11 protein-coding genes and 2 pseudogenes are annotated in these 13,201 nt (G+C 60.4%); 8 read left to right on the top strand and 5 right to left on the bottom strand.

From position 1 onward, the window contains the following. On the bottom strand, positions 1 to 533 hold a 533-nt coding region (locus JFT80_RS21080), incomplete at its 3' end, for a 3-keto-5-aminohexanoate cleavage protein (protein WP_201149183.1). 90 nt (positions 534 to 623) lie between these two features. Further along, complete coding sequence (locus JFT80_RS21075; protein WP_201149182.1) at positions 624 to 1,568, bottom strand: choline ABC transporter substrate-binding protein; 945 nt, start codon at positions 1,566 to 1,568, stop codon at positions 624 to 626. Between the two features lie 191 nt (positions 1,569 to 1,759). Here JFT80_RS21075 and JFT80_RS21070 point away from each other — a divergent pair, with 191 nt between their 5' ends. Then, positions 1,760 to 2,704, top strand: coding sequence for a GlxA family transcriptional regulator (locus JFT80_RS21070; protein ID WP_201149181.1), 945 nt, complete (start codon positions 1,760 to 1,762; stop codon positions 2,702 to 2,704). Positions 2,705 to 2,734: 30 nt separating this feature from the next. Here JFT80_RS21070 and JFT80_RS21065 read toward each other — a convergent pair whose 3' ends face one another. Together JFT80_RS21065 and JFT80_RS21060 are read right to left on the bottom strand one after the other, a co-directional pair. Continuing rightward, positions 2,735 to 3,151 (bottom strand): DUF3010 family protein, encoded by a 417-nt coding sequence (locus JFT80_RS21065; protein WP_045059894.1) that lies wholly within the window; start codon positions 3,149 to 3,151, stop codon positions 2,735 to 2,737. A 68-nt stretch (positions 3,152 to 3,219) separates the two neighbouring features. Next, on the bottom strand, positions 3,220 to 4,134 hold the full coding sequence (locus tag JFT80_RS21060) for a LysR family transcriptional regulator (protein ID WP_122841200.1): 915 nt from the start codon (positions 4,132 to 4,134) through the stop codon (positions 3,220 to 3,222). Positions 4,135 to 4,316: 182 nt separating this feature from the next. Between JFT80_RS21060 and JFT80_RS21055 the strand changes: the two genes are divergently transcribed. Together JFT80_RS21055 and JFT80_RS21050 are read left to right on the top strand one after the other, a co-directional pair. Beyond that, positions 4,317 to 5,651 (top strand): nucleobase:cation symporter-2 family protein, encoded by a 1,335-nt coding sequence (locus JFT80_RS21055; RefSeq protein WP_122841201.1) that lies wholly within the window; start codon positions 4,317 to 4,319, stop codon positions 5,649 to 5,651. A 62-nt stretch (positions 5,652 to 5,713) separates the two neighbouring features. Continuing rightward, entirely contained in the window at positions 5,714 to 6,223 is a 510-nt protein-coding gene (locus tag JFT80_RS21050) for a nucleoside deaminase (RefSeq protein WP_045059897.1), read from the top strand. A gap of 174 nt (positions 6,224 to 6,397) precedes the next feature. On the opposite strand, the gene JFT80_RS21045 is transcribed toward JFT80_RS21050, so the two are convergent. After that, positions 6,398 to 6,799, bottom strand: coding sequence for a lysozyme inhibitor LprI family protein (locus JFT80_RS21045; protein ID WP_201149180.1), 402 nt, complete (start codon positions 6,797 to 6,799; stop codon positions 6,398 to 6,400). A gap of 247 nt (positions 6,800 to 7,046) precedes the next feature. Between JFT80_RS21045 and JFT80_RS21040 the strand changes: the two genes are divergently transcribed. The 5 genes and pseudogenes from JFT80_RS21040 to JFT80_RS24630 all read left to right on the top strand — a co-directional run. Then, positions 7,047 to 8,024, top strand: a complete 978-nt coding sequence (locus JFT80_RS21040) for a dipeptidase (RefSeq protein WP_201149179.1) — start codon at positions 7,047 to 7,049, stop codon at positions 8,022 to 8,024. Between the two features lie 78 nt (positions 8,025 to 8,102). Then, positions 8,103 to 8,633 carry a DUF5943 domain-containing protein gene (locus JFT80_RS21035; protein WP_201149178.1) on the top strand — a complete coding sequence of 177 codons (531 nt, stop codon included), beginning with the start codon at positions 8,103 to 8,105 and terminating at the stop codon, positions 8,631 to 8,633. Between the two features lie 15 nt (positions 8,634 to 8,648). Continuing rightward, positions 8,649 to 10,709: a dimethylglycine demethylation protein DgcA gene (gene dgcA, locus JFT80_RS21030; protein ID WP_201149177.1), complete on the top strand. Its 2,061-nt coding sequence runs from the start codon at positions 8,649 to 8,651 to the stop codon at positions 10,707 to 10,709. A gap of 143 nt (positions 10,710 to 10,852) precedes the next feature. Next, positions 10,853 to 12,804: pseudogene (gene dgcB, locus JFT80_RS21025) on the top strand (dimethylglycine demethylation protein DgcB). Beyond that, a pseudogene (locus JFT80_RS24630) lies at positions 12,804 to 13,201 on the top strand (electron transfer flavoprotein subunit alpha/FixB family protein); the annotation flags it as partial. The pseudogenes dgcB and JFT80_RS24630, both read left to right, overlap by 1 nt.

The following is a 13,201-nucleotide window of genomic DNA, read 5'->3' as shown; positions in this document are numbered from 1 at the left end:
TGCTTGGCGAACCACAGGTGGCCGGTGTCGAAAATCTCCAGCTCGGCTTTCACACCCAACTCGGTAATACGTTTGGCACCGGCACGCAGTTGCGCCGGAGTAGAGACATAAATGGTGTCGCCATCGCCGAAGTTCAGCGTGCCGCAATCCAGTGTGCAAATTTCCGGCAGCAGCGCCTCGACGTGGGCCAGCCGGGTCAACGGGCCGACCAGATCGGTGTTCGGACCGAATTCCATCGGGTTCTCGCCGGCACCGATTTCCAGGTCGCCGCCCATGCCGGCGGTGAGGTTGACGATGATGTCGACGTCCGCCTCGCGGATGCGCTCCATCACCTCGCGATACAGCGCGACGTCACGGCTGAACTTGCCGGTCTGCGGATCACGGACGTGGCAGTGCACGACGGTGGCGCCAGCCTTGGCCGCCTCGACGGCAGCCGCTGCAATCTGTTTCGGGGTGACCGGCACGTGTGGGCTCTTGGCGGTCGTGTCGCCAGCACCGGTGAGTGCGCAGGTGATGATGACGTCGTGATTCATGAGGCAGGTTCCTGTTCTGTAGGGGAATGGCGGGCGTGATGAGTCCGTTCGCAGCCCGTTGGGGGCTGCGATTCGGCGTTCAGTCAGGGTTTATTTGCTGGTCAACTGGAGGTTTTCAGCGGCCGGTTTGCCGTCGAATGTGGTGACACCGGCAAGCCAGCGCTGCTTGTCTTCAGGGTGATCCTTGAGCCATTGCTTGGCCGACTCAAAGGCGTCCTTGTGATCCAGCAGCGGCTGCATCATCCGGCTCTCGTCTTCGGCGGTGAACGTCAGGTTGGTCAGCAGACGGCCAACGTTCGGGCACTGCTCGGCGTATTTCGGTGCGGTCACAGTCCACACGGTGGCCATGCCTTCGTTCGGGCCGAGGGCGTCGTCGCTGCCGGTCAGATAGGTCATCTTGACGTTGACGTTCATCGGGTGCGGCGCCCAGCCGAAGAACACCACGGCCTCCTTGCGCCGCACGGCACGATCTACTGCCGCGAGCATACCGGCCTCACTGGACTCGACCAGCTGGAATTTGCCCAGGCCGAACTGGTTCTTGGCGATCATCGCCTTGATCTGGGTATTGGCACCCGAGCCTGGCTCGATCCCATAGATCTTGCCGCCCAGTTCTTTTTCGAATTTGGCGATGTCGGCGAAGGTTTTCAGGCCCTTGTCGGCCAGGTAGGTCGGCACGGCAAGGGTCGCGCGGGCGTCTTTGAGGCTTGGCGCATCAAGCACCTTGACCTGTTTGGCGTCGACGAAAGGAGTGATGGTCTGGGTCATCAGCGGGTTCCAGTACCCCAGGAACAAGTCCAGGCGCTGGTCGCGGATCCCGGCGAAGATGATTTGCTGGGACGCGCTGGTTTGTTTGGTGTTGTAGCCGAGGCCGTCGAGCAGGACCTGGGTCATGGCACTGGTGGCGATCACGTCGGTCCAGTTGACCACGCCCATGCGCACGTTCTGGCACGCTGCCGGTTCGGCCGCCATGACGCTGGCGCTCAAGAAAGCGGTACCGCTGAGTGCAAGAACACAGCTGCTGATCAGTCGTTTCATGTCGGGTTCCTCGGCAGGTCGTTATTGTGAGTTCCGGTGTCTGGTGCGCCGGTGATGCAAAGTTACGCAGCAACGCGCCGGTGAAAGCGCACTGCGGCGACTGGCATTTGCACTGTAGCGACCTGCGCGCTTGAATGCCGAAGACAACTGGCGTATCAACATCTCACGCTACCCGCCAACCGAGTGCGCCCATGTCCCAGGATTTTTACTTCTTGCTGATGCCGGGGTTCTCCGCCATCGGCTTTATTTCTGCCATTGAACCGTTGCGTGTGGCCAACCGCTTTCGCGGCGAGTTGTATCGCTGGCATGTGCTCAGTGCCGATGGTGGGGCGGTGCTGGCGAGCAATGGCATGTCGGTCAACGCCGACGCCGCGCTGGAGCCGCTGAAGAAAGGTGCGACGTTGTTGGTGGTGGCCGGGTTTGAGCCGCTGAAATTTGTCACGCCAACGCTGGCGCATTGGCTGCGCCGACTGGACGTCGACGGCGTGACCCTCGGCGCCATCGACACCGGCAGCTTCGTCCTCGCCGAAGCAGGCCTGCTCGATGGCCATCGCCTGACCCTGCACTGGGAAGCTATCGACGCGTTCAAGGAATCTTATCCACAGCTCAGCGTGACGCAGGAGTTGTTCGAGATCGACCGCCGGCGCATCACCTCGGCGGGCGGCACGGCCTCCATTGATTTAATGCTCGATCTGATCGCTCAGGCCCATGGCCCGCAACTGGCGATTCAGGTCAGCGAACAGTTTGTGTTGGGGAGGATTCGCCCGCGCAAAGACCACCAACGCATGGAAGTCGCCACGCGCTACGGGATCAATAACAAGAAACTGGTGCAGGTGATCGGCGAGATGGAGCAGCACAGCGAACCGCCGCTGACCACGCTACAACTGGCGGAATCGATCAAGGTGACGCGGCGGCAACTGGAGCGCTTGTTCCGCCTGCACCTGAACGACACGCCGAGCAATTTCTATCTGCGCCTGCGCCTGGAAAAGGCCCGACAGCTACTGCGCCAGACCGACATGAGCGTGCTCGAAGTCAGCATCGCCTGCGGCTTCGAATCACCGTCGTACTTCACCCGCAGCTATCGAGCGAAGTTTGAGCGGTGCCCGCGGGAAGACCGACGTACCGCAAAAGCATGAACACAGAAAATGTAGGATCTGCGTGCGCTATTACTTCTTCATCAGCGCAGAACACGCCGCCTTGTAGGCCTCATGCTGGTATTTGTTCAGCGTCCCCGGCAGTTCAAAATTGTGCTTTTTGGCCTGGGCATTGATCGTCTGTGGCGACAGCAGCGTCACCTCACAACTGTCCAGCAACTGAAAAACCCCCTCGATCTTGAAGGTGGTCGGCCCACCGGCAAACTCGCCTTTCTTGCTGCGCTTCTTGATCACGATCCGGTCGATTGAGTTCTCCCGAATGAACGATGCCACCTGTGCGGCAAACACTTTGACGTTGGCCGCTTCGTCGTCATCGTCCAGGGCGATTTTCTTGGTGGCCAGGGGCAGGTGGCTGAGCGCCTGATTGTCGAGGGACGCGACGGCGATGATGGCTTCACTGCCTTTGATTTCAATGCCACAGATTTTCATTTCGTGCGCTTCCAAGTCGGTAAAGTGTGATGGTGGCGCAGCCTTGAGGTGAAGTCACGGCATGAGTGTTACAGGGTGGTGGACTGCCCCCGACGATCCAGTTCAAACACTTTGTTCTGTTGCAGGCGCGTCTTCAGCCAGCGTTCGGCTTTGCCCATCTTGCGGGTACGGGCCCAGAGCAGGTCAACACCCACATGCCAGTCGGTGTGGGGATACGCACCCAATTGCAGTTCGACCAGTTCGCCATTGGCCAGTTCACGCTGGATCAACTGGCGCGGCAACGTGGCCCAACCGAGGCCGGCACGGACCATTTCCAGCAGCGCCAGGTAGTTTTCGGCCTGCCAGATCCGAGTGGAACGCAGGTACTCGCTGCTGGGCAGCTTTTCGGCGTGTGCGCTAAACGCCAGGCGGCGGTGCACGTGCAGGTCTTCGAAAGTCACGCTGCTCAATTTCGCCAGCGCATGTGCGGGGTGACAGACGTGCAGCATGATCAGCTTGCCCATCTGCTGGAATTCGAGCTGCGGCGGGTACTGCGGCTGGGAGAAGGCGATCCCCAGCACGGCCAGGCCCTGAGCTACGAGTTCGCTGACATCCCCATATACGGGGTGCCTGATCACCAGATCGACATAGGGGAAAGCCTCTTCGAACTCCAGCAGCACCGGCATGACGGCGTTGTAGGGCGTTTCAATGGCCAGTGACACGCTGGGTTCGATCGCGTCGGACAGGCAATCCGCATGGGCCTGGAGGGTCAGGCAACGTTCCAGCACCGACTGCGCCTGCAACAACATTTTCTGGCCGGCCTGGGTCAGCACCGGGTTTCGATTCGAGCGATCGAACAGTTCCACGCCCAGATCCTGTTCCAGATTGGAAATCGCCACGCTCACGGTTGATTGAGTCTTGCCCAGCTTGCGCGCGGCCGCTGAGAACGACCCGCTGTGCACGGCCTGGACGAATGTTTGCAACTGGTCCAGAGAGAACTGCATGGGCGTGACCTCAAGCGACTATAGCTATCGTTAAAAACGATGGTTGCTCATTTGCTCCATCGTTTACAAGCAGAGAATATCGGCCCTGAAACGAGCTCTTCTGCTGCATCGATTTGCGCTGTGCCTGGCCTGTGGACGCCTCCCAGGACTACAAGAAAAAAGCACTTCAGGAGACATTCGATATGAGCAATTCACAGGTTCATCCGGTGGACGTAATTCTGCCGGTTCGCCAGTTGGTGACATTCGGTTTGCAGCATGTGCTGGTGATGTATGCAGGTGCGGTGGCGGTACCACTCATATTGGGCAGCGCACTGGGGCTGACGTCGGCGCAGGTAGTGACGTTGATCAATGCGAATCTGCTGACGTCGGGCATCGCCACGATGATTCAGACCCTCGGCTTCTGGAAGTTCGGGGCGCGCCTGCCGCTGATTCAGGGCTGCTCATTCATTGCGCTGGCACCGATGATCATGATCGGCAAGGAGTTCGGGCTCACTGAAGTGTTCGGCGCGGTGATCGCGGCGGGGGCGATCACAATTGCCATGGCGCCCGTGTTCAGTAGGTTGCTGCGGTTCTTTCCGCCCGTGGTGATCGGCAGCCTGATCACCATCATCGGCATTTCCCTGATGCCTGCCGCGGCAATCTGGCTAGGTGGCGGCAATCCTGATTCCGCAGATTTCGGTGCGCCATCGAACCTGCTGCTGGGGCTGGCCACGGTTATCGTTACATTGGTGATCTATGCCAGGTTTTCCGGCTTCATTGGCAACCTCAGCGTATTGATCGGCTTGTTCGTGGGCAGCCTGATCGCGGCAGCGTTCGGCATGACGCACTTTGGGCAGGTGAGCAGCGCAGCCTGGTTCGAGCTGAGCCCGCCCATGGCATTCGGCATGCCGCAGTTTTCCCTGATGCCGATACTGGTCATGACGTTGGCGATGTTGGTGATCATGGCCGAAACCACCGGTAACTGCCTGGCGATCGGCAAATTGACCGGCAAGACCATCACACAAACAACCCTTGGCAATGCATTCCGTGCCGATGGGCTATCAACAATGCTCGGAGGGTTGTTCAACAGCTTCCCCTACAACGCTTTTACCCAAAACACCGGCCTTATCGCGCTCTCCAACGTCAAGAGCCGTTATGTCGTGGCTTCCGCTGGGGCAATCATGGTGCTGATGGGCCTGTTCCCCAAGCTGGGTGCGCTGATCGCAGCAGTGCCGACGCCGGTGTTGGGCGGTTGCGCCGTGGTGATGTTCGGCATGACCACGGTGGCCGGTATCCAGGAGCTCTCACGGGTGACATTCGAGGGGACTCGCAACGCAATCATCGTTGCCGTATCGATCAGCGTCGGTGTGCTGCCGATGTCGTTCCCGGCGCTGTTCGAGCACGCCAGCGGCACTCTCAAACTGGTACTGGAAAGCGGAATCTTCCTCGGTGCGATCACTGCAATCGTGCTCAATATCCTGCTCAATCCGCAGAGCAGGCGCGAGCCGGTGGCACCAGCCGCCGAGCTGGCCGACTGACAGGTGTTTAGCCCCTGGCCGACGCGGTCAGGGGCACAGTTGAAAATAATAAGGAGTTTCACATGACAAGCTTCACTTGCGCTGTACCTGCCGGCATCACCGAACTTGATCTGCAACTGCTGCGCCGCTCACTCGAACTGGCAGAGGACTCAAAAGCCCGTGGTCGTCATCCGTTTGCTGCACTGGTCGCGGATGGGGCCGGCAACATCATTGCGGCGGCGGGCAATAATTCCATGCCGCCGGAAGGCGATCCCACCCAGCATGCCGAACTTGCTGCAGCCGCGCAGGCTGCCAAGCTGCTAAGCCCGGCAGACCTGGCGCAATGCACGCTCTACACCAGTGCCGAACCCTGCTGCATGTGTGCGGGGGCGATTTACTGGACGGGCATTGGCCGAGTGGTCTACGCGCTGTCCGAGCATGCCTTGCTGGGGCTCACGGGTGGCCACCCGGAAAACCCGACGTTCTCGTTGCCGTGCCGGGAAGTGTTCGCGCGCGGCCAGCGACAGATTCCGACATTCGGGCCGATGTTGGAAGCAGAGGCTGCGCGCGCGCATGAAGGGTTCTGGACGTGACTGGGTAGGGCGGTTTTTGCTGAGTGGAGGCGGGGCTGCCTCCCTTGGCTTTGGGGTTTGATGCTGGGGTTTAATGGTCGAGAAGATCGCAGCCTCGTTGCACTTGACAGCTCCTACACAGCTCCTGCACCGCTGCTGCACCGCTGCTGTATGGGCACTTTCCGGATTTCTAACTCACTCCTGCCCAATCGACTCCAAAAACTCCGACCGCTCATCACTCATCCGCGCCACGCAGTCATTCTGCGCAATGGTGAACGCCTTGCTCCCTGCCGTCGCCGGGAACGCCTCAACCGCACAATCCGCATCCCGCGTCTTCAGCCACTGCTGCTGAGCGGTCTTGATCTTGGCGGTGATGTCCGCCAATTGCGTGGCGTTTTTGCCGTACGCCGTCTGCATGCGTTCGTTCAGGCTGGCGTAGTTATCCTTGAGCAGGTCTTCGGCGGTGGTGCGGCTGTAGGTCGAGCATTCCAGGGTCTGGACGTCGTTTTCGACTGCGTCGCACGGGTTGTTGTCGGACTCTTCGGCGGCGTGTACGCCCGTGGCGGTCAATGCCAGAACCAGAAAAATCATTTTCATTGCGCTGCCGTCCCTCATTCCAGTTGAACCTCAGTGAAGCATCCAGTCGTGCAGCGGATTCTGGCTCAACCTGACGGGCTTGAACAGGCGGGCGAGCAGGGGTGGCGACGACCCTTTGTCGCGGATTGACGCTTTCGGCAATTCCCCTGTCGTTTTTGCACCCGGTCGCCCCGGCACCGAGGCATATGCTGGCCCCAAAGCGCCGGCAGACGATTCGGCGCATGAATCGCCAATAAGGGGACGCCTGATGAGCCCAGCCGAATTACACGCCGACAGCATCGTTATCGACGGTCTGATCATTGCCAAATGGAACCGTGAGCTGTTCGAAGACATGCGCAAGGGCGGTCTGACGGCGGCCAACTGCACTGTGTCGGTGTGGGAAGGCTTTCAGGCGACCGTGAACAACATCGCTGCCAGCCAGAAGCTGATCCGCGAAAACAGCGACCTGGTGATGCCCGTGCGCACCACCGCTGACATCCGTCGCGCCAAAGAGCAGGGCAAGACCGGCATCCTTTTCGGCTTCCAGAATGCCCACGCGTTTGAAGACCAGATCGGCTATGTCGAGGTGTTCAAGCAGCTCGGCGTTGGCATCGTGCAGATGTGCTACAACACCCAGAACCTGGTTGGCACCGGTTGCTATGAACGTGACGGCGGCCTGTCGGGTTTCGGTCGCGAGATCGTTGCCGAGATGAACCGCGTCGGCGTCATGTGCGACCTGTCCCACGTCGGTTCCAAGACTTCCGAAGAAGTCATCCTCGAATCGAAAAAACCGGTCTGCTACTCCCACTGCCTGCCGTCGGGCCTGAAAGAACACCCGCGCAACAAGTCCGATGAAGAGCTGAAGTTCATTGCCGATCACGGCGGTTTTGTCGGCGTGACCATGTTCGCGCCGTTCCTCGCCAAAGGCATCGATTCGACCATCGACGACTACGCCGAAGCCATCGAATACGTGATGAATATCGTTGGCGAAGATTCGATCGGTATCGGCACCGACTTCACCCAGGGTCACGGTCAGGACTTCTTCGAATACCTGACCCACGACAAGGGCTACGCCCGCCGTCTGACCAGCTTCGGCAAGATCATCAACCCGCTGGGTATCCGCACCGTCGGCGAGTTCCCGAACCTGACCGAAACCCTGCTCCAGCGCGGCCACTCCGAGCGCGTAGTGCGCAAGATCATGGGCGAAAACTGGGTCAACGTCCTCAAGGACGTCTGGGGCGAGTAAGCCGCCGCACTTCTGAATCCTTACCTGGGGCCATCCGCGCCGCAGGCAACACCCTAATTTTTCTGGAGTTAAGTTTCCATGGCCAAGATCGCCCCGCAATTGCCAATCGAAGTCGACAGCGAGACCGGTGTCTGGACCTCTGACGCCCTGCCGATGCTCTACGTACCGCGGCATTTCTTCGTCAACAACCACATGGGCATCGAAGAGGTTTTGGGCGCCGAGGCCTACGCCGACATTCTCTACAAGGCCGGCTACAAATCCGCCTGGCACTGGTGCGAGAAAGAAGCCGAATGCCACGGCCTGGAAGGCGTCGCGGTGTTCGAACACTACATGAAGCGCCTATCGCAACGCGGCTGGGGTCTGTTCAAGATTCAGGACATCGACCTCGACAAAGGCACGGCCAGCGTCAAGCTCGAACACTCGGCGTTCGTCTACGTCTACGGCAAGGTCGGGCGCAAGGTCGACTACATGTTCACCGGCTGGTTTGCCGGTGCCATGGATCAGATTCTTGAGGCACGCGGCAGCAAGATTCGCACGGTTGCCGAGCAAGTCTACGGTGGCTCTGAAGAAGGCCACGACGACGGGCTGTTCACCGTCAAGCCGTTGTAAGTCGAGGAACCCGCCATGGCTTTCGAAGCAATGTTCCAGCCGATCCAGATCGGCAAACTGACCATCCGCAACCGCGTGCTCAGCACCGCGCACGCCGAGGTCTACGCGACTGACGGTGGCATGACCACCGAGCGCTACGTCAAATATTACGAAGAGAAAGCCAAGGGCGGCATCGGCCTGGCGATCTGTGGCGGCTCCTCCGTGGTCGCCATCGACAGCCCGCAGCAATGGTGGAGTTCGGTCAACCTGTCGACCGACCGGATCATCCCGCACTTCCAGAATCTCGCCGACGCCATGCACAAGCATGGCGCCAAGATCATGATTCAGATTACCCACATGGGCCGGCGTTCGCGTTGGGACGGTTTCCACTGGCCGACCCTGATGTCGCCCTCGGGCATCCGTGAGCCGGTACACCGTGCTACTTGCAAAACCATTGAGCCGGAAGAAATCTGGCGGGTTATCGGCAACTACGCGCAAGCGGCACGCCGTGCCAAGGCCGGTGGCCTGGACGGCGTTGAACTGTCGGCGGTGCACCAGCACATGATCGACCAGTTCTGGAGCCCGCGGGTCAACAAACGTACTGACGAATGGGGCGGCACCTTCGAAGGCCGGATGAAGTTCGGTCTGGAAGTGCTGAAAGCTGTGCGCGCCGAGGTCGGTGACGACTTCTGCGTGGGCATGCGTCTCTGCGGTGACGAGTTCCACCCGGACGGCTTGTCCCACGAGGACATGAAGCAGATCGCCAAGTATTACGACGACACGGGCATGCTCGATTTCATCGGCGTGGTGGGTTCGGGTTGCGACACCCACAACACCCTGGCCAACGTGATTCCGAACATGAGTTATCCACCGGAGCCGTTTCTTCACCTGGCGGCCGGGATCAAGGAAGTGGTCAAGGTGCCGGTGCTGCACGCACAGAACATCAAGGACCCGAACCAGGCCACGCGCATCCTTGAAGGCGGTTACGTCGACATGGTCGGCATGACTCGCGCGCACATCGCCGACCCGCACCTGATCGCCAAGATCAAGATGGGCCAGATTGATCAGATCAAACAGTGCGTCGGCGCCAACTACTGCATCGACCGCCAGTATCAAGGTCTCGACGTGCTGTGCATCCAGAACGCCGCGACCTCGCGTGAATACATGGGCGTGCCGCACATCATCGAGAAGTCCACAGGCGTCAAACGCAAAGTGGTGATCGTCGGCGCCGGCCCTGCCGGGATGGAAGCGGCCCGCGTCGCCGCCGAACGTGGCCATGACGTGACCCTGTTCGAGAAGAAAGAATTCATCGGTGGGCAGATCACGACGGCGTCGAAAGCGCCGCAACGTGACCAGATCGCCGGTATTACTCGCTGGTTCCAGTTGGAGCTGGCGCGGCTGAAAGTCGAACTGCGCCTGGGCACAGCGGCCGATGCCGACACCATCATGGACTTGCGTCCGGACGTGGTAGTGCTGGCAGTCGGCGGTCATCCGTACCTGGAGCAGAACGAACACTGGGGCGCTGCCGAAGGGCTGGTGGTCAGCAGTTGGGACGTGCTCGACGGCAAGGTCGCGCCGGGCAAGAACGTGCTGGTCTACGACACCATTTGCGAGTTCACCGGCATGTCGGTGGCTGACTTCCTCGCCGACAAGGGCAGCCAGGTCGAAATCGTCACTGACGACATCAAACCGGGCGTGGCCATCGGTGGTACGTCGTTCCCGACCTACTACCGCAGCATGTACCCGAAAGAAGTGATCATGACCGGCGACATGATGCTGGAGAAGGTTTACCGCGAAGGCGACAAGCTGGTCGCGGTGCTGGAGAACGAATACACCGGCGCCAAAGAGGAGCGGGTGGTCGATCAAGTGGTGGTGGAAAACGGCGTGCGTCCGGATGAGGAAATTTACTACGCGCTTAAAGAGGGTTCGCGCAACAAGGGTCAGATCGACGTCGAAGCGTTGTTCGCGATCCAGCCGCAACCGTCGCTGAGCGAGACGGGCGACGGCTACTTGCTGTTCCGCATCGGCGACTGCGTGGCGCAGCGCAACACCCACGCCGCGATTTATGACGCCCTGCGGCTCTGCAAGGATTTCTAAGTTTTTGACGTCACCTGCGTAGGAGCTGTCGCAGGCTGCGATCTTTTGATCTTGTTTTTAAAGATCAAGATCAAAAGATCGCAGCCTGCGGCAGCTCCTACGCCGAACGCGTTTCTCCAAGATGTACTGGTGGGAGCTTCACCATGTTGAACACCCTTCTTCCAATCCTGTTGTTCGCCGCCTTGGGCCTGGCTGTCCTCGGCGCATTGCGGCGGGTGGCCATGTGGCGTCGGGGCCGGGCCTCGAAGGTCGATCTGATCGGCGGCCTGTTGGCTATGCCCAAGCGCTACATGGTCGATTTGCACCATGTCGTCGCGCGGGACAAATACATCGCCAATACCCACGTCGCCACCGCCGGTGGTGCGGTGGCTTCCGCCGTGCTGGCGATCCTGGTTCACGGTTTCGGCCTGCATAACCGATTCCTCGGGTATGCACTGCTGCTGATGACTGCCGTGATGTTCGTGGGCGCGATCTTCGTTTATCTGCGTCGGCGCAACCCGCCGGCACGACTGTCGAAAGGCCCGTGGATGCGCCTGCCGAAAAGCCTGCTGGCGTTCTCGGCGTCGTTCTTTCTGCTGACGTTGCCGGTGGCCGGAATCCTCCCGGAGAACTTCGGCGGTTGGCTGCTCGCGGTCATCCTCGGGATTGGTGTGCTGTGGGGCGTGTCGGAACTGTTTTTCGGCATGACCTGGGGCGGGCCGATGAAACACGCCTTCGCCGGCGCCTTGCACCTGGCCTGGCACCGTCGCGCCGAACGTTTTGGCGGCGGTCGCTCCACCGGTTTGAAACCGCTGGATCTGAACGATCCGACCGCGCCACTGGGTGTGGAAAAACCCGAGGATTTCACCTGGAATCAATTGCTCGGTTTCGACGCTTGCGTGCAGTGCGGCAAGTGCGAAGCAGCGTGCCCGGCGTTCGCTGCCGGCCAGCCGCTGAATCCGAAAAAGCTGATTCAGGACATGGTCGTCGGTCTTGCCGGTGGCACTGACGCCAAGTTTGCTGGCAGTCCTTATCCGGGCAAGCCTGTGGGCGAACACTCGGGCGATCCGCATCAACCGATCGTCAACGGTCTGGTCGACGCCGAAACCCTGTGGTCGTGCACCACTTGCCGCGCCTGCGTTGAAGAGTGCCCGATGATGATCGAGCACGTCGATGCCATCGTCGACATGCGCCGCCATCTGACCCTGGAAAAGGCGCGACCCCGAACAAGGGCGCCGAAGTCCTCGAAAACCTGATTGCCACCGACAACCCCGGCGGTTTCGCACCCGGCGGGCGGATGAACTGGGCGGCGGACTTGAACCTCAATCTGCTCAGCGAAAAGAAATCCACCGATGTGCTGTTCTGGGTCGGCGACGGTGCCTTCGACATGCGCAACCAGCGCACCTTGCGTGCGTTCGTCAAAGTGCTGAAAGCAGCGAAAATCGACTTTGCCGTGCTCGGTCTGGAAGAGCGTGACAGCGGCGATGTAGCCCGGCGATTGGGCGACGAAGCGACCTTCCAGTTGCTCGCCAAACGCAACATCCAGACCCTGGCCAAATACAGCTTCAACCGCATCGTCACCTGCGATCCGCACAGTTTCCATGTGCTGAAAAACGAGTACGGCGCCTTCGACGGCAACTACCTCGTCCAGCACCACAGCACCTACATGGCGGAAATCATTCAAGCCGGCGCGCTCAACCTCGGTCAGCACAAAGGTAACAGCGTGACCTATCACGATCCGTGCTATCTCGGTCGCTACAACGGTGAGTACGAAGCACCGCGCGAAGTGCTGCGGGCGCTCGGTATCGAAGTCAAAGAGATGCAACGTTCCGGCTTCCGCTCGCGCTGCTGCGGCGGCGGTGGCGGGGCGCCGATCACCGACATTCCGGGCAAACAACGGATCCCCGACATGCGCATGGAAGACATCCGCGAGACCGGCGCCGAACTGGTGGCCGTAGGTTGTCCACAGTGCACGGCGATGCTCGAAGGCGTGGTCGAACCGCGTCCGCTGATCAAAGACATCGCCGAGCTTGTCGCCGACGCGCTGCTCGAAGAGGCGGTGCCGAACAAGCCCAATGCACCGGTGCAACATGAAGAACCTGCGGAGGCCCACTGATGAGCGACATTATCCGCCGCGATCCGCGCGCCGAATGGATCGCCCGCAACCGCCTGCACCCGCTGCACGCGGCCATGCAACCGGCGCAACACAGCTGGATGGGGCCTAACGGGGTCATCCGCAAGAACCCCACGGCGTCGGCTTTATCGGGCCCAACGGGCTGAAGCGCATCGACCGCAGCGGGGCCCAGCAAGGTGGGGCGACCAAGCGTACCGCCGCTGTAGAAGTACAATTGCCGCTGCATCAGGTGCCTGCGCCGGCGTTCTATATTTGCGTGGTCCCGGACATGGTCGGTGGCCGCCTGAGCAGTCACGACCGTGACTTGCTGGGGCTGGCTCATCAATTGGCCGGCTCGGACGGCGCGGTATTGGCTGTGGTGTTTGGTGAACACAAGGAA

This window comes from Pseudomonas sp. TH10, from assembly GCF_016651255.1.
Lineage (GTDB): Bacteria > Pseudomonadota > Gammaproteobacteria > Pseudomonadales > Pseudomonadaceae > Aquipseudomonas.
The sequence above is the reverse complement of the archived record's forward strand: the minus strand, read 5'-3'. Positions and strand labels throughout refer to the sequence as shown.

Bases quoted from the DNA above. Each gene is read 5' to 3' on its own strand.
- JFT80_RS21075 (WP_201149182.1), bottom strand. From the start codon at position 1,568: ATGAAACGACTGATCAGCAGCTGTGTTCTTGCACTCAGCGGTACCGCT.
- JFT80_RS21070 (WP_201149181.1), top strand. From the start codon at position 1,760: ATGTCCCAGGATTTTTACTTCTTGCTGATGCCGGGGTTCTCCGCCATC.
- JFT80_RS21065 (WP_045059894.1), bottom strand. From the start codon at position 3,151: ATGAAAATCTGTGGCATTGAAATCAAAGGCAGTGAAGCCATCATCGCC.
- JFT80_RS21060 (WP_122841200.1), bottom strand. From the start codon at position 4,134: ATGCAGTTCTCTCTGGACCAGTTGCAAACATTCGTCCAGGCCGTGCAC.
- JFT80_RS21055 (WP_122841201.1), top strand. From the start codon at position 4,317: ATGAGCAATTCACAGGTTCATCCGGTGGACGTAATTCTGCCGGTTCGC.
- JFT80_RS21050 (WP_045059897.1), top strand. From the start codon at position 5,714: ATGACAAGCTTCACTTGCGCTGTACCTGCCGGCATCACCGAACTTGAT.
- JFT80_RS21045 (WP_201149180.1), bottom strand. From the start codon at position 6,799: ATGAAAATGATTTTTCTGGTTCTGGCATTGACCGCCACGGGCGTACAC.
- JFT80_RS21040 (WP_201149179.1), top strand. From the start codon at position 7,047: ATGAGCCCAGCCGAATTACACGCCGACAGCATCGTTATCGACGGTCTG.
- JFT80_RS21035 (WP_201149178.1), top strand. From the start codon at position 8,103: ATGGCCAAGATCGCCCCGCAATTGCCAATCGAAGTCGACAGCGAGACC.
- dgcA (WP_201149177.1), top strand. From the start codon at position 8,649: ATGGCTTTCGAAGCAATGTTCCAGCCGATCCAGATCGGCAAACTGACC.